Source organism: Pseudomonas sp. BCA17 (genome assembly GCF_004519405.1).
GTDB lineage: Bacteria > Pseudomonadota > Gammaproteobacteria > Pseudomonadales > Pseudomonadaceae > Aquipseudomonas.
Genome location: NZ_SGWI01000001.1, coordinates 250,811 through 273,143, shown reverse-complemented (window position 1 = coordinate 273,143; position 22,333 = coordinate 250,811). Strand labels below are relative to the sequence as shown.

Genomic DNA, 22,333 nt, shown 5'->3' with positions numbered 1-22,333 from the left:
CGATGACGACGACAGTAGGTGACTTCCTGGTTGAACGGCTCAGCCAATGGGGCGTAACCCGAATTTTTGGTTACCCGGGCGACGGTATCAATGGCGTATTCGGCGCGTTGAGCCGGGCGCAGGGCAAGATCGAATTCATCCAGGCACGTCATGAAGAAATGGCCGCGTTCATGGCGTCGGCCCACGCCAAATTCACCGGCGAGCTGGGCGTGTGCATCGCGACCTCCGGGCCAGGTGCTTCACACCTGATCACCGGGCTGTATGACGCACGCTTGGACCACATGCCGGTGCTGGCGATTGTCGGGCAGCAGGCCCGGGCGGCACTCGGCGGCCATTACCAGCAGGAGCTGGATCTGGTCTCGATGTTCAAGGATGTGGCGGGAGCATTCGTGCAGCAGGCTTCGGTGCCCTCCCAGGTGCGTCACTTGGTGGACCGAGCTGTTCGTACGGCGGTGGGTGAGCGCCGAGTGACGGCGATTATCCTGCCCAACGATTTGCAGGAGGCGGCCTACGAGCCGCCCGCCAGGGCGCATGGCACGCTGCATTCAGGGGTCGGTTATACCAAGCCTCGGGTGGTTCCCTATGCGGCTGACCTGCAGCGCGCAGCCGATGTGCTGAATGCCGGCGAGAAGGTTGCGATTCTCGTCGGCGCGGGGGCGTTGGCGGCCACCGACGAGGTTATCGCCATTGCCGAAGCGCTGGGCGCCGGTGTTGCCAAGGCGTTGCTCGGCAAAGCGGTATTGCCCGACGATCTGCCCTGGGTCACGGGGAGTATCGGCCTGTTGGGCACCGAGCCCAGCTATAAGTTGATGACCGAGTGCGACACCTTGCTGATGATCGGCTCGGGCTTTCCCTATGCCGAGTTCCTGCCCAAGGAAGGCCAGGCCCGTGGTGTGCAGATCGACCTGCAACCCGACATGTTGAGCCTGCGCTATCCCATGGAGGTGAACCTGGTCGGTGACGCCGCAGAGACGCTGTCGGCGCTGTTACCGCTGCTTACCTACAAGACCCGGCGCAAATGGCGCGGGAAGGTCGAGGGTTGGCGCGCGAGCTGGGAGAAAACCCTGGAAAAACGCGCCCTGGTCAAGGCCAAGCCGATCAACCCGCAACGGGTGGTGTATGAACTGTCGCCACGCTTGCCCGATGGCGCCATCATCACCAGCGATTCCGGTTCCTGTGCCAACTGGTTCGCGCGTGATTTGAAGATCCGGCGTGGTATGCAGTGCTCGTTGTCCGGCGGCCTGGCCTCCATGGGCGCGGCCGTGCCCTATGCTATTGCCGCCAAGTTCGCGCATCCGCAGAACACCGTGATCGCATTGGTGGGCGATGGCGCGATGCAGATGAACAACATGGCCGAGCTGATCACCGTCGCCAAATACTGGCGTCAGTGGCAAAGCCCGAAATGGATCTGCGCGGTGTTCAACAATGAAGACTTGAACCAGGTCACCTGGGAGCAGCGCGTCATGGAAGGCGATCCCAAGTTCGAGGCTTCGCAGAATATTCCCGATGTGCCGTATCACCTGTTTGCGATTTCACTGGGCTTGAAGGGGATTTTCGTCGACCACGAGGACGACGTGGCGGCTGCCTGGGAGCAGGCGCTGGCATCCGAGGTGCCGGTGCTGATCGAGTTCAAGACCGATCCGAACGTGCCGCCACTGCCACCGCATATCAAGTTGGAGCAAGCGAAGAAATTCGCCACCACCTTACTCAAGGGCGACCCGGATGAGGCCGGGGTCATCGTCCAGGCCGCGAAGCAAGTGTTGGCCGGCGTACTGGCGGGGAGCGCAAAAAAATAAGACACGGCTGCGGCGCTCCGAAACCTGGTGGGCGCCGTCGGCTTAGTTATTCGTGAGCCTGTATTTCATCGCCACAGCGCCGCATGGTGATGGTGGCGTTTATCCTGGGTGAGTCGGCGACGCGCTGAGCCGCACCGGTACCGATTTGGCGGCAGGCACCTTGCTGCGTTCGGCATGGTGCCAGAGCGGCACCAGCGGATTACATTCAGGGTAGTACGCGGCGGCGCAGCCTTCGGGAATGTCGTAGGCGATGATTTCGAAGGGGCCGACCTGGCGCTTGACCTCCGGCTCGATGGCCGTGGTCAGCATCACGTGCTCACCGACCGCAAAACCCAGGCGCACGATGTCGTTGCAGTGCATGAAGATTACCTCGCGGGTGCCGCTGACCCCGCGAAAACGGTCGTCATAACCATAGACAGTGGTGTTGAACTGATCGTTGCTGCGCAGCGTCATCAGTTGCAGGACATCCCGTGCCGGTTGCGCAAGGTTCACGTCGTCATCTTCGGCCAGGGTTGTGGGCTTGACGAAAAGGGCCTTGCCGCTCGGCGTCAGCCACTTGCGCTGCGCAGCGGCAATCGGGCGATGGAAGCCGCCGGGCTCGGCCATGCGGGTCTCCATATCGTGGAATATCTGCGGATAGATCTGCCCAATGGCTGCCCGAACCTTGGCATAGTCGGTGCTCCAGGCATGCCAGTCGATCGTGCAGGCAGGGGAGAGGGTGGCCATTGCCAGCCCGGCAACGATGCTGGCTTCGGCGCGCACCTGTGGGCCGACGGGTTCACTGCTGCCACGCCAACTGTGGATGCAACCGGTGCTGTCTTCGGTGGTATAGGCTTGCGCCACTCCGTCCTGCCGGTCGATTTCGATACGTCCCAGGCTCGGCAGCAGCCACAAGTGACGCGCAGGCAGCAGATGCGTGCGGTTTAGCTTGGTAGCGATCTGTACGTTCAAGTGCAACCCTTGCCACGCGGGCTCCATGCGCGAGGTGTCGGGAATCGCGCGCAGGAAGTTGCCACCCAGGCCGATAAAACCGCGTACCTGACCGCTGAGAATGCCCTCGCATGCATCCACCGTGCACAAGCCCATTTGCTCGGGCACCTTGAACCCGAAGTGTTGTTCGATCAGGTCCACCGGGACTTTTTTCGGGTCTTCGGTGATACCCACGGTGCGTTGCCCCTGCACATTGGAGTGGCCGCGCACCGGGCAGATCCCGGCGCCCGGCTTGCCGATATTGCCGCGCAGCAACATCAGGTTCACCAGCATCTGCACGTTGGCCACGCCGTGTCGATGCTGGGTGAGCCCCATCCCGTACACGAACATCACGCGTCGGCTGTGGGCATACACGGTCGCGGCCGCTTCCAGTGCGCCGCGCGTCAGCCCGCTCTGGTGTTCCAGTTGCGTCCAGTCACAGCTGCGCACATACGTGGTGAAGGCTTCGAAGCCTTCGGTGTGGTTGGCGATGAAGTCGTAGTCGAGGACCGCGGGGGTGCCGTGTTCGGTGGCGCGGTCATCCATTTCCAGCAGTGCCTTGGCAATACCGACGATGGCCGCCGAGTCACCGCCAATGGACACCTGATGGTACTGGGTGCTGATCAACGTTGAGCCGGGCGTGAGCATTTCACTGGGTGACTGCGGATTGACGAAACGCTCCAGGCCGCGCTCGCGCAGGGGGTTGAAGGTAATAATGGGCACATCGCGCCGGCGCGCGTCCTGCAGCTGATGCAGCATGCGAGGGCTGTTGCTGCCGACGTTCTGGCCAAAGAAAAACAGGCAGTCGGTGTGCTCGAAGTCTTCCAGAGTCACAGTGCCCACCGGCACGCCAATGCTTTCCTGCAACCCCACCGAGGTGCTCTCGTGGCACATGTTGGAACTGTCGGGCAGGTTGTTGGTGCCGTAGGCGCGCGCGAACAACTGGTACATGAAGGAGGTCTCCAGCGAGGCCCGCCCGGAGGCATAGAACACTACGCTGTCGGGGTCCATGGCCTTGAGCTGCGCGCCGATTTCCCGGTAGGCGTCCTCCCACGAGGTTTCCCGATAATGGTCGGTGGCGGGGTCGTAGCGCAGCGGGTGGGTCAGGCGGCCATGTTGTTCCAGCGCGTAATCGGACCAGGTACGCAACGCGCCGAGGCTGTGCTCGGCGAAGAACGACGGGTCTGTTTTCAGCGAGGTCAGTTCCCAGGCGGTGGCCTTGGCGCCGTTCTCGCAAAACTCCAGCGCGTGGGGTTTTCCGGGCTTGGCCCAGGCGCAACTTACACAGGCAAACCCGTCCGGCTTGTTTTGTTTGAACAGCGCAGCAGGAGCCTTGGCCAGTGCCTGTTCCCGCCATAGGATCTGCATCACCGACTTGGCCGATCCCCAACCGCCGGCGGCATTGGTGTAGGGCTGGAAATGGCTCTTGGGGTAGATAAGCATCGGGCGCTCCCGGGCATTGGCTGGATACAGTTGGGACGGGCGGGGCGATGCAAAGGTTCGAGTAGATTGCTGGATGGGCGATGCCGTCTGTCTGCGTGGCTCGACATCAACTGGGACGACTGAGCGCAGCGACACATCAGCGGACCCGACAGTCGAGCGTGTTTGGGAGACGGATGTCGATCAAGGAGGCGTCGCTCCCCGGCGGGCCTTCAAACGACCCTGAGTCAGGGGCGTGACAGTCAGCTGACCGCCAGCCCCGTTACCGGCAGGACGACGGTTACTTTCGCATCGTACGATGGATGCGCATCCACTCTCGATACGCCGCAGTGCGTTGCGCATCCGCGAGCTTCTTGGCTTCGGTGAAGCGCGCCCATGTCTGCGCATCATCGCTGTAGGACTCAATGATTTTGTACGCTAGCGCATCCAGTCGATCGGCTTCGAAAAACATCTGGTTGTTGCGCGCGACTTGGTCATCTCGCTCTTGTGTTGTTGTGTAACCAAGTGTCTGGCTGTGGATCATGTCAAGCCCTCCGCCCACTGAATCTGCGCCGCACTGCTCCAGCGTACCTGGGTTATGCCGTATTTTTCCGCCATGGGTTTGGAGACACGCTTGAGGGCGTTTCGACCAAATTTGGGGATGATGGCTACCCCTGCATCGCAACTTGCCCAATGCCAAGCCTCGGCATTGTTCATCTGCGACGCTCGCACGATGAATGATTTCGGCTCGCCGTGAAGCTGATACTCGATAGTGAATAGATCATTGTGTTTCATGAGGACTCCCTATGCTCATGATCTACAGATAATTGACGTCAAAAAAAATTCAAAGTAATTGTTCGACAATTCGATAGGTGAGCGCGGGCGCTCACGCCACCTCAATCATCCACGGTGAACGCTACCCAACCGGGCGCATCCACAGGTCGTTCGATCTCGACGATGACACCGCTGACAGACGAGCCGTCGGGCAGGTTGACGGTGACAAAGTTGGGATGGCCCGGCCAATCCAATGGGGTGTCGAAGTTCAAACGTGCAATGGTCGGCTTGCCACTGCTGGTCATCCGGATCTCGACTGACTCATTCAGGCGCTCATCAGAGGGCGTACCCAAATGGCGCGAAGCCGTAATCACGCTGGCAGTACCTTGGAAGTCGTAAGACATGCTGGGTTACCTCATGTAAGCGGGCCGTTGCTCCCGAGTTCGTATGTTGCGATAGAGAAGGGCGGGCCCGTGATCGTTCAATCCAAATGAGCGAGTGGTGCGGTCGATCGGCGTTTGGTTGCAGGCGTTATCGGTTTGCGGGGCGCCCCGACATCCGCTTGAACACTGATGGGTTTGAACGGTCGTCTTTAGCGTGGCGTTGACAGCGCACTCACTTATCCGCGAAGGAGGGGAGTCATCCCATGCAAAACACCGAAAATCCATCTTCGGCATTACTCACCCGGCTACTGCGTGCACGCGGGCCGGGTGGCCAGGAAGACGAAGTCCGTGCCATTTGCCTGGAGAGCCTGCAACCTCTGTGTGACGAGGTCTGGGTTGATCCAGCGGGGAATGTCGTCGGTTTGATCAAGGGCAAACAGAGCGATGGCAACCGTGGCCGTGCAGTTAAAGTCATGGCGCATATGGATGAGATCGCCATGGTGGTCAAGCGTGTCGAAGCCGATGGCACGCTGCGGGTGACGGCGCTCGGTGGGGCGAACCCCGTCAACTTTGGTATGTGCCCCGTGGATATCCTGGGCGATGCGCACATCATCCCGGGCGTGTTGTCATTCGGCTCAATGCACGTCACCAAAAATACGGCGCAAGGGGCTGATGTGCTGGCGGGCAACGTGCACTGGAACGACGTGCATGTGATCACCCGTTGTACGGTCGAGGCATTGCGCAAGCAGGGCGTTCGACCTGGAAGCCGTGTGGTGTTGAGCCGTCATTGGCGCGAGCCCTTCCGGGTCGGGGATGCGATTGCCGCGCACTTCCTGGATGACCGCGCGCCTATCGCCGCCGTCTTGCATGCCGCACAACGCCTTCAACCGCGCCGGCATGCGCTTGCCCGCGATATCTACCTGGTATTCACCACGCTTGAAGAGGAATGCAATGCGGGCGCCATGTACGCCGCAGCGACGCTGCCTGGCGATACCACCATCGCTGTAGAAGTGGGGCCCGTCATGGAGGAATACGGCACACGCCTGGGCGTTGATCCGATCATTAACACGGGGGACCAAAAAGGCTATTACACCCGATCCGTCGTGACGGACCTGGCAGCTGCCGCCGAGCGGTGCGGCTACAGCCCGCAATATGCATTGTTGGTGGATTTTGCTTCGGACGCGAGTGCCGTGATGAGTAACGGGACTTCCGCCCAAGCCGGCTGTGTGGCCATCCCGACGGAAAATACCCACGGTTATGAACTGATCGTGGAGGGCGCGATTGAGGCATGCGCGGCGACACTGGTGGAGTTTCTGGCAACCGCGTGAAAGGGGTCACTGGCCTGCGGTGTCGATGTCCAACAGCAGGTCGCCGCCGGGCATCAGCTCAGCGTGTTGCACAACGCCACGGTAGGCGCTGCCATCCCATTCGAAAGCAATTCTGTGGGCATGTTTCAGTTGCGCCGGCCATGGCGGCGTGAGACGTAGTTGGACGCTGGGGGCTTTGCTGACCATCTGCGCCATGCATTCGCTGGTGAGTGCATTGACCCCGAACAGCGTGTCCAGCAGGTATTCAATTTTGATCGATTGTGGAGTTGCGTTAATAACGTTCGGCATAGAGGTTCCTCGTTTATCAACTGTACAGATGAAAGCAGGGAAGGCTGCCCAGATACTGAACAGAGATATCCAGGGACGGATAATTCAGTTTTTTTGCAATTATGAAGTCATTGTAAAAGGTACCGCTCGTCAGTCATGACGCGATTTTCTTGAACATACGATTTGCTCTTCAGACAGATTAAACATGTGCTGGCGAAACTTCTTTCGTCTTGCCTCTGGGAGAACATAATGAAAGCCATCGTCTACAATGGTCCGCGTGACGTCAGCGTGCAAAATGTTCCGGACGCCAAAATCGAGAAGCCCACCGACGTTCTGGTGCGAGTTACCGCCACCAATATCTGCGGCTCTGATCTTCACATGTACGAGGGCCGAACTTCCTTTGAAACGGGAAGAGTATTTGGGCACGAGAACCTGGGAGAGGTGATTGAAATTGGCGCCGGCGTAGATCGAGTCAAGGTCGGCGACCGGGTGTGTCTGCCGTTCAACATCGGCTGCGGTTTTTGTGAAAACTGTGAGAAGGGCCTGACCGGGTTCTGCCTGACGGCTAACCCTGGAAGTGCAGGGGCCGCTTACGGGTTCGCCGACATGGGCCCCTATCAGGGCGGCCAGGCCGAACTGCTTCGGGTGCCGTATGGCGACTTCAACTGCCTGGTGCTGCCCGAGGATGCGCAAGAGCGCGAAGAAGATTACGTCATGCTCTCCGATATCTTTCCGACCGGTTGGCATGCCACCGAGTTGGCCGGCCTGCTGCCTGGCGAGAGCATTGCCATCTACGGTGCCGGGCCGGTGGGCTTGATGGCCGCCCACTCAGCCATGATCAAGGGCGCGTCCCAGGTGTTCGTGGTCGACAGTCACCCTGATCGCTTGAAGCTGGCTGCCCAGATGGGCGCAACGCCCATCAATGCGCTCGAAAAGGAAGCGGTGGATCAGATACTGAATCTGACCCATGGTAAAGGTACGGATCGTGGTTGTGAGTGCGTCGGTTACCAATGCTGCGACCGCCATGGTCATGAAGCCAATCACCTCACCATGAATAATCTCGTGGCCTCCACCAAGGCGACTGGCGGAATCGGCGTCGTCGGCGTGTTCGTGCCGCAGGACCCAGGTGCAAAAAACGAGCTGGCGAAGGAGGGCAAGATGGCCTTCGATTTCGGCGCATTCTGGTTCAAGGGGCAGCAGATCCGAACCGGGCAGGCCAATGTCAAAGCCTACAATCGTCGCTTGGCCGAACTCATCCATCACGGACGCGCCAAGCCCTCCCAGATTATCTCTCACCGCCTCAAACTCGCTGAAGGGCCAGACGCCTACAAGCATTTCGACGCGCGTGATGAAGGCTGGACGAAGGTTGTACTCAAGCCTGCAGCTTGAAACGAACGGTTAACTACTGCGGGCCTGCTACCTCAAGGTGTTGTTTTTTACAAGGAGGAGGGCGGGGGCTGCGGGCCGCACGGTGTGAGGTGTGAATGCTTCATCACCGTTGCGGTGGCAATTTATATAGCTTACTGACAATCAGGAGAACGATTATGAAAAGGCTTTATATGTGCTTGGGCTTGTGCAGTGTATTCATGCTGCATGGATGTTTTGATAATGCCGATAATGCTACGAAGAACAATTCAAGTGGAACCAAGTCTTCTGTGCAGATGCAGGAGGGTAAGGCCGACGAGAGTAAGTAATTGGTGTGGGGTTGTATTATTGATTAACTCAACTAAATGGTTGTTTAGTTGAGTTATTACTACAGTTTATTTCTTTTGAGAAGTAGCGATGTTCAAGCCTCAGCTGAAGCGTGTTCATTCCGTGCAGCTTTTCGAGCGGACAGAAAAGCGGCTCTGCTTAGGCTGCCACTGTGGTGACGAAATTTGACCAGTAAAAAAGCGCAGCTCACGTTTATGGTCAACGCGCCAAGGCCTGTAATAGACAGAACCCACGGGTCGGGAGGTGTTGGAGCATTAAATTTCTGCCACGCAGTCCAGAACAGAGCAAGAGCAGGAATCAGGAGAACGCCAGCTAAGACCATGCCTATTCGGGCTCTATTACGTAGTGACCAGCCAAGCGCGCCGAAGATTAAAAAGTTTATTGCGGCATCTTCCAAAAAGTCGACGCTATCAGCAAACAATGAAACTGAGCCTATACGTTGGGCAACGCCAAACTCCACAAAAAAATAGGCCAGATTTGCTAACCCGACTATGGCTACGGCACGGCGTAGACCTGTGATGCTGGTATGAGATGGTGAAGCATTCATTTTTGCCTGGTTCTCGGATGATTTGAGACGTTGGTCTGCACAAATAGCCGCCAAGCAGTTTGACAGTCAGTCTGTGAAAAATCTGCGGATGCCCGGCAAGCACTCCGTTCAAATTTGAGGCGCTATCGGTCAGAGGTGGAGTTTCTCGCAGGCGTTTTTTTCACGAATGGATTTTCCCTGGAGCATGTTATGACAGAGCCGATTTATGATTATGACCCAGCTGACTCGCTGGTTGATTCAGAAGGCATGACAGTCTTTTTGGCTGACGCTTACGACACAGGTGACGCGGCTTACATTGCCGAAGCGATGGTCGTTGTTTCACGCGCCAAAATCCGTATCAATGCAGATGAAGAAGCGCAGCGGCCATCATCGTATTCGTGAGGGTGTTTTTCTCGCATGCGAGAAATTCGGCCTGGCCAGCCTGATCATCTGGTGAAAAGCATCAAGCAAGAGCCCCACAAGGAGATTGTCTAGGTTCGCATAATGTATATTATGTTAAACGAGGTGCTCAGCCGTCTACGTGCTTCTCTGAATTGACTCTGCGTTCACTGAGGTTGCGGCAGCTGTCGGGCGTCGTTTTAACAGCTATCTTGTGTTCGTGTGCGCCCCAATGAGCACCGCTATCGTCGCCTACAGAAGAACAAGTTGAATTTTCCCGTTTGAAAAAGGTGGCTTTTTAAAAACCTGCTACATTCGAGTGTGAGACGGATGCTCACATACATTAGGAAGGTACAGGGATGACCAATTTCGACGCGGCCGCAGGCATTAGCGTGACGGAGCTCAACACCTTGTTGGGCGAGTATTACAAGAACGCCCCTAGCACCAACGACCCATTCAAGGGTAGCCTGCCCAAGACCCTGCCGAACCTCGGAGCTGTGACGCTGACTTGGGATGTCGGTGCTGCGCCTAGCCTTATTTTTGGTCCTCCCACCCTGGATATCTGGAATGCCGCGCTTGCGCCGAACGGCAAAGCCAATGGCGCCCAGAGCATCCCTTTGCCCAGTTTGCCGATGGTCCAGCTCACCTTGCCGACGCTGACGGCCAGCTACACGCTGGGTAGTGCGCCCTCCGTAGGCGGTACTGCCCCGAGCGTGGTGGTCTATGCAACGCTCACCTTTACTCCGGGAACACTGGCACTCGACCTGGTAGCGGTGTCATTGGACGAGAGTCGTTTCTCCACGTGGGACAAAGCCATATTCAACCTGATGCTGTTGCCACAAATTTTCGCCTCTGCGAATCAGGCGTTGGCAATCGTGCACCTGCCCAGTCTCGATTGGAAAGGTGTGACGCTCAATCCTATACAGCTGCAGTTGACTACAAGTTATTTGCTCGGCGCGACGACGCTTACCAGCAACACCAGTGCGCTTGATATTGAAGGAGTTACCTGGCCCACCGATGACGTGTTCGTGATCGCCAGCAATACGTTACTCAACACGGCAATGGCTACCTTCTTGCAGCCTTACCAGGGGCATCCATTCTCCGATAGCGGCGACTTCAAAAAATTGGCCGATTGGAGCTACAGCGGTTCGATTTCCTCGCTATCGGCCACAGTCAAGCAGGTGGCCCCATTGACCATCAATGCGCAACTGAGCGCTTCGCTCAATGCGAAGGCCACCCTCACCGCGGCAGGCATGGCCCTGGCAGCGGCAGGTTGTGCCATCGGTGCGGCCCTGCTGTAACCCTCAAAATCCTTGCCGGAGCAACGCGCATGTCGAGCATGTTTGATTACGATGTCTCTATCAGCCCATCGCCTGCCGAAATCGACCTGACCGTGGCAGTCGATGGCGTCGCCATCAGCGCGACTATAACGTCGGTGCCTTCACTGACCTTTAAATTGACGCCGACTGGAAACCTGGTCCAGAAGATCCTGTCCGCAGTCGCATATCCCATTGCGACTCTCATTGCGTCAGAGGTCAAGGACAAACCCAAGGACGCGTTGCAAGGGAAAGTCGAGCCCATCGGCTCTGTGCCCAACTACGATACCAATGGTATCCGCATCGCCCCCAGCGCCCTGACCTTTGGTAGCGTCAGCATTGGCAACACCCCGATGCTGAAAATCGTCGCAAAGCTGGCGATCACCACTCCAACCCCCTCTTCCAGCATCTGATCTGCCTACGAGAGCACTCATCGCATGCCTACTATCGACGACTTCCTGCCGAAATTGACGGCGGCCTCCGGCCCGGCCTCCTTGACCGCTACCCTGCCCCGGCAATTTTCGGTATCGGCTTGCGGCCCCTATCCGCTGGCCACCCACGTGGACATTCCCGGCAATGCCAACGGCGGCGAATTATTACTGGCATTCAGCGACATATCCGTGTCGCCAGTGAAGTTGGTATCCATCGTTCCCGACCGTGACGCCAGTCGTATCGTGGTGACCCTGGCGCCGATGCAACTAAGCGGAACCTATGACCTGTTCGGCCTGGAAAGTGCGAGGGTGCAATTGGATACCGGCGGGTTGATGGCGCCGCTGACCAGTTTTGCCATTGGTGCGGGTACTGCTGATGATACCGATCCACCGACTATCACCGAGAAACAGTATGACCAGCTGCAGCAAGCCAACGATCAGCGCACCCAATTGAATCAGACTGCAAACGGTCGCTCGCTGCTGGATACATTCAACCAGCACAACGACGTCTATACCGAGATTTTCAATACCAATTCGCAATTGCGCACGGCCTGGATAAGGGGTGGTGCCACCGCAGAGATGTCCGACTACACGTCGCTAGCGCTGGATACACCGGGTATGCCGGTAAATCCGCAGGACAAGCTATTCGGTACTCAGCAGTGGTCCTACAACAGAAATGCTTTCACGCAGAAGCTTCATGTCTATTACGCTTGTCAAACGCCCTACCCCGATGCCGCGCTGGCCGCGTTGAGCTTTCAGGCACAAGTTTCGACCAACACTCAAAACACGCAGCAGACGGTGGTGCCGATGACCGCAGCTTCTGTTTACGACACCGTCAATACAGCCCCACCCGTGAGTCAGGCAAATCTCCTGTCGCAGACCCAGAGCCTGAGGGAGGCGCTGTCGCGGATTGCCGACAATAGCCATGACGATACCGATCTGGATCTATGTGTCCAGCACGGTTTTATCATGGACGCCGACACAATAGTGCGTGTGCAAGCCATCTATGCCGAATCATTGCGTCTGCATGATCCCAAGCGCCGCTTGCCTCTGCATAGCGGACCATTCTCCAGTTCGCTCGCCGAAAGCCGCTTCGTCTTCACCCTCAGCGAGCAGCCTGATGGCGCGCTGACGCTCAAGTTACAACGCAGCAGTTTGAGCGTACCGACACTGGACCTTGACAGGGCGCAGTGGCAGGGCCAGGCCGGTGAGGTCGCGCGTTCGCGCCTGGGCAACGCCAACTTCATCCGAGGCATCCTCGAAGACCGCATTGCCAGCCAACTGACTCGCGTACTGCGAACGCTGGCCAGCCAGGAGGCATGATGTCGGCAAGCAATTCCATTGCCGCTGTCATCCCGCAGCGGCCGATAGCATCGTCGGCATCAGTGTACGCGCGCATCAGCGAAGAACTACTGGCCGAAGACCTCGTGCGCTTCCGGCAAGAAGTTGAGCTGGCGTTGCAACCACAGGCGCCCTATCTCACCGACGTTGAACGGCAAATGTTTGCCGGCGGGAAAAAGATACGTCCGTTGGTCATGCTGCTGTCGGCACGGCTAATCGCGCAGGACGGGGCTCTGCCCGACAAGGTCTACAAAGGCGCGGCATCGCTGGAGATGCTGCATGTGGCCACCTTGATCCATGACGACATCGTCGACGAAGCGCAATTGCGACGCGGGCTGCCATCGGTGTCGGCGGCTCGCGGTAGCAAGACCGCACTACTGATCGGCGATCTGCAATTCGTACAGGCACTGCGCGGGTTTGCCACGGCGGTGGATACCGAGCGCGACATGACCTTGGTGCGGTTGGTGCTGGATACCGCGTTCGATATCTGCCGGGGCGAGTTGGACGAATTGGATCGGACCCTGCCCGATGATCACGATGCACGCCTGGCACGCTATTACCAAACCATCGACCGCAAGACCGCGGTCTTGTTTCGCCTGGCCTGCCAGGGGGGTATCGATCTGGCAGGCGGGCGCAGCCGTGACGCGCGCCGCGGCGGCTTCTTCGGCCGCGCCCTGGGTCGCGCGTTCCAGATCATGGACGATGTGCTCGATGTGGTGGAGTACGAAAGTTCGGCGGGCAAGCAGTCAGGTATCGACCTGTCACTGGGGCGACTGTCGCTGCCGCTGGTCTATGCGATGGAGACGCTGGGCCCGACACATGCGATCAGCAAATCACTGCGCGAAGGCACGCCATTGAGTGGTCATCTGTTGGGCGATGCATTGGACGACTTGCGTGATTGCGGCTGTATCGACAAGGCCTACGCGGCCGCCCGGCGCGAAGCCTTGCAGGCGTTGTTCTATCTCGAGCCATTTCCTCCAGGCCGATATCGCGATGCTCTGGAGGAATTGACGCTACACGTCGTTGATCGGCCATTGAACGGCTGAAACCGCACCTAACGGAGCACCTATGAGCACTTTGATGAGCTTTTTTCTCGACACCCTGCAACCGTGCCTCAACGACCCGGCCAATGCCAAGTTGTGGCTGCCCAGGCAACTGGCGCAGATGAATGGGAGCGATGGCCATCTGGTGCTGCCGCTGCATGCCGACCAGCAGGATCTGGGCTATCTGACCGGCGACAACGGCAGCTATATCGCCGAGCAGTTTGCCGAGAATTGGTCCATCGTGAACCAGCAAGATTGCGTGCCCGATCCTAACAAGCAGTATCCGCACCTGAGCCTGTCAGCAATACAGGTGGACGGCTTGCAAAACATCTTCGTCAATCCGTCGGCCTCCACACTCACGGGCCAAGGCTACTCCATCAGCCTGCCATTGCTGTTCAATTACTATAACGCCTCCTCAGGGCAGAAAGACTTGCCGCAGCTTACGATGTCCGGCAACTATCACATCGACCAGTCCCTCCTGATCGGGGACGCTCCCAACACCTCGACCACTGACATCATCGGCACCGGTGCATTCAGTGTCGTGTTCAGCGAAAGCATGTTGAACGCGCAGGCCAGCTTGACCATCGAAGGCAGCGCCGCAATGCGTTCGCTGGCCATCGCGGTGAGCGAACTGCAAGTTACCGGCGTGCAGGGCGGTCCGGTGAAACTGAACTTCACACAGCTCACTCTGGATGGCGACTTTACGGGCAAAGATCAGTTAATTGAAACGATCAAGGACGCGCTCAACGATCCCGAAGGCCAGGCAGCAATGGTCGGCACGTTAAGCAACATGTTGAATTCGCCCTCCAACCTGCAAAGCGTCAACAACATGCTCGGCACACAGACCGAGAGCCTCATGTCCAGTGTGTTCGGACCACTCCCTGCCCAGGGCATGCCCGGTGACGACAGTGGCCAGGACGCGGCCTCACCCGTGGACCTGTTCCTGTTCGATCGCATGCGCGTGGCGTTGAACGAAGCGGACAGTAACTGGTATCTCCCGTGGCAGCTTGCGTCCTCGTCGGATCCGGTGCTGGAGCCTTATTCCAACCCTCAGGTCAATGTACCCGATCAGACGCTCGGGGGCCTGAAGTACACCAACATTCAGTTGACTAACCTGACGCTCACGGGCGGTTCAAACGCTCAAGCCCCGCTGGCGGCGGTCACGCTCAGCACACCGCGGATCGCCGCCACGCTCAATTTCGGCGGGCTGGCGCAAGGGCCGGTGCGTCAGCTCGATCGGCCAGGTCCGCCGGTAAGGCAGCCTGTTCCGCCGGCGCCGCCGCTTAAAGTGAACGCCGGGTTCTCGCTGATCCAGCAAGGCATCAAGCCCGTCCCACTGGTGGGCACCCTGACCGCGACCCTGGTCAACTTGCAGAGCGCCCTGACGATCACCCCATCAGGCGCCGACGTGAATGACTTGACGCTCACGATCAGCGATATCAGCGCACGTCTGGACAGCGCCCAGATAGGTGTGTCGGTGACTCTGACGCCTCACGACGCCGCACTTGAACAGATCATCGGCAGATTGTTCCAGAAACCCGAAGTCCAGTCGCAGATTGCCAACGCGTTGAACAACGCGCTCAGCGCTCAGGCGCCGCAACTGTCCGAAGAGTTCAGCCAAATCGCGCGTAAAGCCATCCTCAACCAACTCAACAGCTAGGGGAACACCATGTCTGACAGTCAACTCGTCCAACTGCTGGAAAACATGCTATTGACGCCCTCTTCCGACTTCTACCTGTCCAAGATTCTCTACAACGCGGACGGTAGTGCCCTGGACCCACGTACCATCGCCGCAGTGGATCTGGGCTCGTTCTCGCTCGAAGGGGTTCCAATCGACATCGTTATCAAGAAACTGAATATTCGCGGGTTGAGCAACAGCCAGGTGAAGTTCGATAGTGGAACCAACCCCGAGATCGTCGTCGACGGCAGCACGGTGACCTTCCATGCCAAACAGCCCAACACGCAGGACGGGTATCAACGGCCCGCCACCGTACCCAACCAGATTCTGGCCAATGGCGAGCTGCATGTCACGCTGGACCACAGCGACATGCCGCCTGGCACCATCAGCCTGACCATCAACCATGTCGATGATTTGACCGGTGTCTTCAGTGCTACCGAGGCGGTGGATGGACAGCTCGATACAACAGTCGTCAACTTCAGCTCGTTATCAATCAATCCGGTCATCGGTAACGGCAACCTGACGATCGTCGTCGACCTGGACACGGTCTTCAAGGCCACCATCAACCAGTTGCTCAATGAGGACGCCAACCAGAAGAAGATCATCGACGCGCTCAACAGCGAGATCTCCAATCCCGATCTGCTCGCCAGCCTGTCGCAGATCGCCACCCAAGAGGCCCGCAAGGCCTTGGCCAATATCTGATCGACAAGGAGTCTCGACCATGTCCACCGACTTCATCGCGGGTCTTTCGCAATCGCTGTTGAACAATGCCAGCGAATCCATTTTTCCCACTGTAGGGCCAAAGCTGGGCGACACCACAAGCATCCCCGAAATAAACGCCAGCTTGACCTGGAGCGTGTCAGCACCACCGAAATTCGCTTTAGCCGCCAGCGGTAGCGGCCAGACCTTCCTGGTCAGCATGCCAGTGGACCTGACGGTGACAGTGACCGGCCAGGATCCCACCAGTAGCACGGTTGGCGCCAATGCCAGCGCACGGGCAACGATAAATGGCAACGGTGTGGTGCGTTTGTCGGTTACCGATATCAGCTTTGTCACAAACGATCCATTCGTGCTCGGGGTCCTGAACGCCAAGAAGAGTGATATCGCCAGCAAGGTGGACAGCCTGATATCCGCTATCTCCATACCGTTGGGGCCCATCAACGGTATCACTTTTGCCGGATACGCCCTGCTGATCGAAGGCGGGAATGCCTATGCGGCAGGCGGACTGAGCTCGCCGGTCGCGATCAGCCAGAAGCAGCCCCCGGCGGACGGCGGCTTCAACCTGGTACTCACCGAACCGCTGATCCAGCAGGTTGTCGCCAATCTGTGGTGGAGCACAGTACAAAAGACCTACTCGGCCAGCGGTGCTGTCGTACACCTGAACAGTTACAGCGCTTCGGTCAATAACGGCAATCTGACGCTGACGCTCAATCTGAGCGGTGAGTACAGCTTGGGCCCGGCAGACTGGGATATCTCCATCAGTCCGGTCACCGCGACGCTGCAAGTGGTGGTGGATGCACAACGCAACATCCGTATAAGCGGAGGCAATGTTTCCCGCCCCTCGGTCAGCATCACCCCATCCAATTTCTGGGCGTGGATGGCGACGTTGGGCGGCGGTGTAATTTCCGCCATCACCCTGGCCATCCTCAATGATGTAGTCGAAGGTCAGATTCAGGAAACGATCCAGGGACAGTTGACTCAGAGCCTGCTGCAAATCCCTGATCTAAGCGGCAACTTCGAAGGCATTACCCTTAAGGTGTCGCCGCAGAATCTGAACATCACGGGCGTAGGCAATCAGATCCTGCTGACAGGCACCGCCAGCGTCACCGCCTACTGAGCGATGTTCCGGCGGTGCCTGCGCAGGCACCGCCGGGATACCGTAATCGCCATCACATGGAGTGGACGCCCATGCCCGAAATCGCCGATTACATGTCATGGAATATCGAAAGCCTGTCATCGAAGAAGTGCGCCAAGGACGTCTTTCGCAACGTCAACGTTGCGGCCTGGATAGCCGTGCTGATTGACGAGATGCAGGCCAGTGTCATCGGTGTCATGGAAGTAACGCTGGGCACAGGCGAACAGGCCGTGCAAGTACTGGCCCAGGCCATCAACGATCGCAAGAAGCTTGTAGGCTCAGGCAGTAAGTGGAAGTACGACGTGTCGCAGCGAAATATTGAAGTGGCCCATACTTTCGCCCGGCGCGCCGACAAGTATGCGTTGCTTTGGGACGACGCAAACATCAGCGTCAGCAATATGGCCGTCGCCGCCAGCACCAAGGTGATCTTCGCTGACCGAAATCCACTGTTCTGGAACATGCAGGCCAGAACCGCTGGCAAACCCAAGGAGCTCAACTGCCTGCTCTGGCACGCCCCACAACCCAAGTATCACAAGAAAGATGCGACCATCAAGCTGCTAGCAGATCTGACCACCGAGATCGAGATCAACAACGGCAACGCGACCTTTTTGATCTCTGGCGACTTCAACTACGACACTGCCAAAGCGGCTACCTATGCGCCTCTGACCAACCTGAAGTTCTCCGGCGTATTCGATGGTGAAAAAACCACCCTTACCTCCTTGAAGTCGTTCGTCAATGACATCGCCAATCGCGAAAAAATGATACAGCAAGGCGATGTTGACGACGCCTTCCTGGCAAGCGCCTACGACAACATATTCATCCGTGGCATCACCTCCAATTGGGAGCTCAAGGTCTGTGTTCCCAACGTCATCCTCCAGGAAATCATGTACAGCTTCACCTTCATGACTGTCACCCGCATGCAACTGCAACTGGCAATGAAGAATGCCAAGATCATCAGCGACCACATGCCTATCGTAATGACTCTCGAAGAATAACCGCAGCGAACTTCGCTCTCTGATGAAGAAATGGCCATGGATATCCAAACGCTTCGCGAGAACCTCAAGATAGGACATGACGGGAAGACAACCATCGTGGCCGACACGGTGAGCACGGCGAAATTCGCCAGCTTTTACGGGAGCATTTTCGACAATCAACCACTGACAATTTCCAATGCGAGCCCTGGTCCCGACGACGGCGGCAATACGGTGCAGCGGGTCGGCACCGCCTCGCTTTTTCGCCGAGTGGATAACGCCCCGGTAACGGCCACCTTTGTGCTCGATCCGCAAAGCGGCGACGTCAGCGTCCGGCTGATGTTCACCTTGATTGGCGCGGGACAAAACTGGAAATTCTCCGACAGCTTCCCGGATTTGCCGGTCAGCTTCGACTTCAGTTCCAGCGTGACCGATCCGCAGACTTCGGCGTTGGATGACCTCGCACTGACCTCGGCGTGGTTCTATGCACTGACCGATGCCATTGCTGTTGATATCGATTTGGGCACCAGCACAGTGCCGGTGTCGTTGGACGCGGGGTTAGGCTTTGCCGGCATCGTTGAACTCAAAGGCATACTGCTGGCGTTGGAGAGTCTGCTGGACGTCCACGATAGCTTCGCGATCGGTGGCAACATTATCGAACCCACCGTGCAGGTGCCTCCGCTGCGCGACAGCGTCAACAATTTCCCATGGATAGAACACAAATCGCCACCGGGCATCAGCCTGTTCACCGATCTTGGACTGGAACTATCCATTTCCGACAAGCTTGCGCTTACCCAGACGATCTTCTCTATCTACAGCCCATTGAGCGCGCAATGGTGGACGGCCAACCCCAGCTACGAGCCATTCATGGCGATCAGTGGCGCGTTGACCATACCCAGTGCCGGTCTGACCATCGAGCTGTCATCGAAGATTCCCAAGGGCACTCGCAAGCTGGTCATCACCGGAGAATTCAGCGGTTTCAGCTTGAACAATCTGGCAGACCTGCTGGACTTGGCGGGCATCGCGACGTTGATCGACTACCTGCCCAAGTCGCTGCAAGACGCCCTGCATGACGCCGGCAAAATGCAGTTGCTGGATGCTGCGATCGCACTGACGGGGTCGGCCACCGGCCTTAGCACCGACTACGTCTACTTGACCGTTGGTATCCCGGACGCCCAGTGGAAACTGTTGGACGATGAGTTTTTGCTCGAATCCATATCCGTCGAGTTCTATGTCACCACGCCCTTTGCCACTCCAGCACCTGGCGCTTCGATAGATGCATCGTTCCTGATCGGCAAAGCCGCCCAGGTTCACGTTAGTGCCGGTTATCCGGACTTCTTTATTGCCGGCGAACTGGAAGATTCGGTGACACTGCCGCTGCAGGCGCTGGTCACGCAGTACCTGCCGGCGATCCAGCCTCCGACGGACCTGACCATCGACAAGTTGTCAGTCAACATCGATGCCCAGGCCGGCTACAACTTCTATACCGAGATGGCCAAATCCCCTGGGTGGGTGATTCCACTGGGGCCGCACAGTTTGACCATCGAGGACATTCAATTCGGCTTGTCGAAGGGGACCGGATCAAGCGGCAAGACCTCGGCTCAGTTTGCCGGCGGGCTGGTCTTCGATGAAAGCCTGACGCTGGCCATGTCCTATGACCCCACTCAGGGGCTGGCGTTGCGTGGTGCCCTCCCCCAAGTCACGTTGAACGGACTGATCGGCTGGTTATGCAACGCCGAAGACATACTGCCCAGCGGGCTCGGCGACTTGCCGTTCACCGACTCGACCCTGTTGATCACCAAGACCGAAGACCAATTCAAGCTCTCGTTCGGGACCCAGGTCGCAAACGCCGGCTCACTGGCCTTCGAGCTCTTGGACCAACAGGGTACCTGGGGCTTCGCCCTGGGCCTGGACCTGTCCCTGTGCAAACTGTCGGCGCTACCCGGACTTTCGTCTATCCAGGCATTCCTGGATATCTTTCCTATCTCCGGCGAGCAGGTGGTGATCATTTCCACGCTGAAGAAGTCCGATTTCACCTTCCCTGCGCTGGACCTGTTCCAAAATCCGCAGATCAAATCGAAGCAAATCACTATTCCAGCCTGGTCGGGCGGACTGCAAAAAGGTTTCTACTTTTACGCACAAACTCAATTGAATCAAAACAAGACCCTGCAGAATCTGGCCAAAATGCTGTCCATTTCGCAAGACACAAGCCTGGATGCCGGAGTCTTTATCGGTACCGATGCCGGCACCAACGCACGGCTCTTCGCTAATATCAGCACGGTAATCAATCAGTCGGTGATGCTGAGCGGCGCCTTGGGCGTGCAGATGCAGGCTGAAGAGGTTGAGTTCTATTTGACCGCCACCGCCCGCACCACCATCGAGTCGCAATCGGTGCGCTTTGATGTCAGCTTGGCAGTGGTGGAAAACGGAGCATTCGTATCGGGCGACATGGTGGTGGAAGGCGGTAAAAGCACCATCGACTTTTCGGTATTCAAGCTGAAGGCATTGGCATTCGAGCTTGGCATTTCCTTCGAAGGTGAACCCTCGATCGGATTTGCCGCCGAACTGGATATCGCCGACATCGACAGCTCCTTGGCGGTGTTCATCGATACCGTGCAACCTAGTCAATCCATGGTCGCCGGCGCCATCAGCAACCTGAGCCTGGCCAAGGTATTCGACGAGCTGACCGGCGCCGTTGCCTCGGACCTGCCCGGTTTTCTGCGCGATGTACTAACCCGGATAGCCGTGGGCGGATTGCACAGCTTCGACAGTGACTGGCAGGCTTACCATGATGCACTGAACCACTACGACCTGGCCAAAATCCGCGAGATGTTCGCCGCCGGCGGGATCAACCTGCCTACCGATAGCGGCCAGATCCAACTGATCGTGAACACCCCGGACCAGGAATGGTATCTGCTCGATCTTTCCATGATGTACCACTATGAAATGCAGCGTAACGGACAGCAGATCTCAGTGTCGCTCGAAGCGCAACTGTATGTTGTACCTCAGCAAGTCAGCATCGCCACATTGACGTTCCCACAGGGTTTCCACATCTTTTCCGACATCCAGTTCCTGTTGATCCGAGAACAGATCAAGGTTGAGGTCATGCCTAACAAGGGCATCGGCTTCAATGTCGAGATGGCGCCAATCGTCATCGGCAATGACAAACTGTTCAAGCTTACCGGCGCCCAGGGCTTGGGTGGCCCTAGTGTGTTGCTGTGTACCTTCTCGGACGCTAACAACCCGGAGCCGCACTATCGAGTTCCCGCGTTCCGGATCTCAGGCGAGGCTTATCTGTTGGGGATCGGCCCGCAAATCGATATCGATATCCAGACCGACCGTTGTCATTTCGAAATCAAGGACACCACTTTCGGCGGTTCGACCTTCAACCTCCAGGCCGATATCAACGGTATTGATTCAATCAACGCACAGGGTTCGGCCAGCGTCGGCATCGACCAGTCCATCGGTCTGGGACCGCTCGGTACGCTAACCATAGACGACACCATTAATGCTGCCCTGGATTTTGGCTGCACAAAACAGGAAATATTTGCCAACGCCTCGTTCAGCTTCACAGTGGCCAGCAGTACTCATGACATCGCTGCCTTTGACCTGGATATCAACGTCGGTCCGCTGGGCAACCTGCCGGGCATCCTGCTGGACAAGATCAAACAGTTCTTTGTCGGATTGTTCCAGGACACGAAGAAATGGTTGGAATATGTCTACCAAGGCATCTTGAAAGGAATTGAAGGGATCGAGCAAATCGGTAGGGTCCTCAGAGACACCTTCAAACTCGCGTGGAAGCAGGCCGCCATCGTTTTGCAAGCCGTTGGCTATGTTGCCGAGGACGTGGAAAAGATGCTGATTGCAGTCTTCAACAAAACCGCCGAAGAAGCGCAAGAGATTGTCGATTTTCTCTACAACACCATCAAGAATTGCGCGATAAAGAGCGGTCTGCTGGCCGCCGCATGAGAGAGAGGTTGTGTTTCGGCCCAAGCTGATCCAGCGATAGCTACGGAGAAGGCGTTGACTGCTCGCCGGATCACCGATTAAAGGGGATTGATTACAGGCTGCGGCCAAGAAACTACGAGGTGCTCAAAGGTGTTATTAACGCCCTCTTTGCTCTT

The 22,333-nt window shown here is 57.6% G+C and carries 19 protein-coding genes; 13 read left to right on the top strand and 6 right to left on the bottom strand.

All coding sequences use genetic code 11. The features are described from left to right. The first annotated feature begins 2 nt into the window (after window positions 1-2). Entirely contained in the window at window positions 3-1,796 is a 1,794-nt protein-coding gene (locus EXW71_RS01085) for a thiamine pyrophosphate-requiring protein (RefSeq protein WP_123718375.1), read from the top strand. 99 nt (window positions 1,797-1,895) lie between these two features. On the opposite strand, the gene EXW71_RS01080 is transcribed toward EXW71_RS01085, so the two are convergent. The 4 genes from EXW71_RS01080 to EXW71_RS01065 all read right to left on the bottom strand — a co-directional run bounded on the left by EXW71_RS01080 (window position 1,896) and on the right by EXW71_RS01065 (window position 5,362). After that, window positions 1,896-4,208, bottom strand: coding sequence for an FdhF/YdeP family oxidoreductase (locus EXW71_RS01080; RefSeq protein WP_134657238.1), 2,313 nt, complete (start codon window positions 4,206-4,208; stop codon window positions 1,896-1,898). Window positions 4,209-4,485: 277 nt separating this feature from the next. Beyond that, complete coding sequence (locus tag EXW71_RS01075) at window positions 4,486-4,728, bottom strand: hypothetical protein (RefSeq protein WP_372241298.1); 243 nt, start codon at window positions 4,726-4,728, stop codon at window positions 4,486-4,488. After that, window positions 4,725-4,979: a DUF6555 family protein gene (locus EXW71_RS01070; protein ID WP_134657237.1), complete on the bottom strand. Its 255-nt coding sequence runs from the start codon at window positions 4,977-4,979 to the stop codon at window positions 4,725-4,727. The genes EXW71_RS01075 and EXW71_RS01070 overlap by 4 nt, the downstream gene beginning before the upstream one ends. A gap of 101 nt (window positions 4,980-5,080) precedes the next feature. Beyond that, on the bottom strand, window positions 5,081-5,362 hold the full coding sequence (locus tag EXW71_RS01065) for a hypothetical protein (RefSeq protein ID WP_123718372.1): 282 nt from the start codon (window positions 5,360-5,362) through the stop codon (window positions 5,081-5,083). Between the two features lie 242 nt (window positions 5,363-5,604). Between EXW71_RS01065 and EXW71_RS01060 the strand changes: the two genes are divergently transcribed. Continuing rightward, complete coding sequence (locus EXW71_RS01060) at window positions 5,605-6,669, top strand: M28 family peptidase (protein ID WP_123718371.1); 1,065 nt, start codon at window positions 5,605-5,607, stop codon at window positions 6,667-6,669. 6 nt (window positions 6,670-6,675) lie between these two features. Here the strand turns inward: EXW71_RS01060 and EXW71_RS01055 are convergent, their stop codons facing one another. Further along, complete coding sequence (locus tag EXW71_RS01055) at window positions 6,676-6,957, bottom strand: hypothetical protein (RefSeq protein WP_134657236.1); 282 nt, start codon at window positions 6,955-6,957, stop codon at window positions 6,676-6,678. Between the two features lie 228 nt (window positions 6,958-7,185). Here EXW71_RS01055 and EXW71_RS01050 point away from each other — a divergent pair, with 228 nt between their 5' ends. After that, window positions 7,186-8,325: a glutathione-independent formaldehyde dehydrogenase gene (locus tag EXW71_RS01050; RefSeq protein ID WP_134657235.1), complete on the top strand. Its 1,140-nt coding sequence runs from the start codon at window positions 7,186-7,188 to the stop codon at window positions 8,323-8,325. Between the two features lie 397 nt (window positions 8,326-8,722). Here EXW71_RS01050 and EXW71_RS01045 read toward each other — a convergent pair whose 3' ends face one another. Next, window positions 8,723-9,196, bottom strand: coding sequence for a cation transporter (locus EXW71_RS01045; protein WP_134657234.1), 474 nt, complete (start codon window positions 9,194-9,196; stop codon window positions 8,723-8,725). Between the two features lie 189 nt (window positions 9,197-9,385). Between EXW71_RS01045 and EXW71_RS01040 the strand changes: the two genes are divergently transcribed. The 10 genes from EXW71_RS01040 (at window position 9,386) to EXW71_RS00995 (ending at window position 22,178) form a co-directional block, all read left to right on the top strand. After that, window positions 9,386-9,577 (top strand): hypothetical protein, encoded by a 192-nt coding sequence (locus EXW71_RS01040; RefSeq protein ID WP_134657233.1) that lies wholly within the window; start codon window positions 9,386-9,388, stop codon window positions 9,575-9,577. 356 nt (window positions 9,578-9,933) lie between these two features. After that, window positions 9,934-10,875 carry a hypothetical protein gene (locus tag EXW71_RS01035; RefSeq protein ID WP_103494131.1) on the top strand — a complete coding sequence of 314 codons (942 nt, stop codon included), beginning with the start codon at window positions 9,934-9,936 and terminating at the stop codon, window positions 10,873-10,875. Window positions 10,876-10,904: 29 nt separating this feature from the next. Continuing rightward, entirely contained in the window at window positions 10,905-11,303 is a 399-nt protein-coding gene (locus EXW71_RS01030) for a hypothetical protein (RefSeq protein WP_103494130.1), read from the top strand. A gap of 24 nt (window positions 11,304-11,327) precedes the next feature. Next, window positions 11,328-12,644, top strand: a complete 1,317-nt coding sequence (locus EXW71_RS01025) for a hypothetical protein (RefSeq protein ID WP_134657232.1) — start codon at window positions 11,328-11,330, stop codon at window positions 12,642-12,644. Next, the gene (locus EXW71_RS01020) at window positions 12,644-13,708 is read left to right on the top strand and encodes a polyprenyl synthetase family protein (RefSeq protein ID WP_103494128.1); all 1,065 of its coding nucleotides are present in this window, start codon (window positions 12,644-12,646) and stop codon (window positions 13,706-13,708) included. Before EXW71_RS01025 ends, EXW71_RS01020 begins: the two co-directional genes overlap by 1 nt. Window positions 13,709-13,730: 22 nt before the next feature. Then, window positions 13,731-15,365, top strand: coding sequence for a hypothetical protein (locus EXW71_RS01015; RefSeq protein WP_134657231.1), 1,635 nt, complete (start codon window positions 13,731-13,733; stop codon window positions 15,363-15,365). 9 nt (window positions 15,366-15,374) lie between these two features. Next, entirely contained in the window at window positions 15,375-16,085 is a 711-nt protein-coding gene (locus tag EXW71_RS01010) for a hypothetical protein (protein WP_103494126.1), read from the top strand. A 19-nt stretch (window positions 16,086-16,104) separates the two neighbouring features. Further along, entirely contained in the window at window positions 16,105-17,220 is a 1,116-nt protein-coding gene (locus EXW71_RS01005) for a hypothetical protein (RefSeq protein WP_103494125.1), read from the top strand. Between the two features lie 71 nt (window positions 17,221-17,291). After that, window positions 17,292-18,233, top strand: a complete 942-nt coding sequence (locus tag EXW71_RS01000) for a hypothetical protein (RefSeq protein WP_134657230.1) — start codon at window positions 17,292-17,294, stop codon at window positions 18,231-18,233. Window positions 18,234-18,263: 30 nt separating this feature from the next. Then, window positions 18,264-22,178, top strand: coding sequence for a hypothetical protein (locus EXW71_RS00995; protein ID WP_134657229.1), 3,915 nt, complete (start codon window positions 18,264-18,266; stop codon window positions 22,176-22,178). Window positions 22,179-22,333 lie beyond the last annotated feature (155 nt).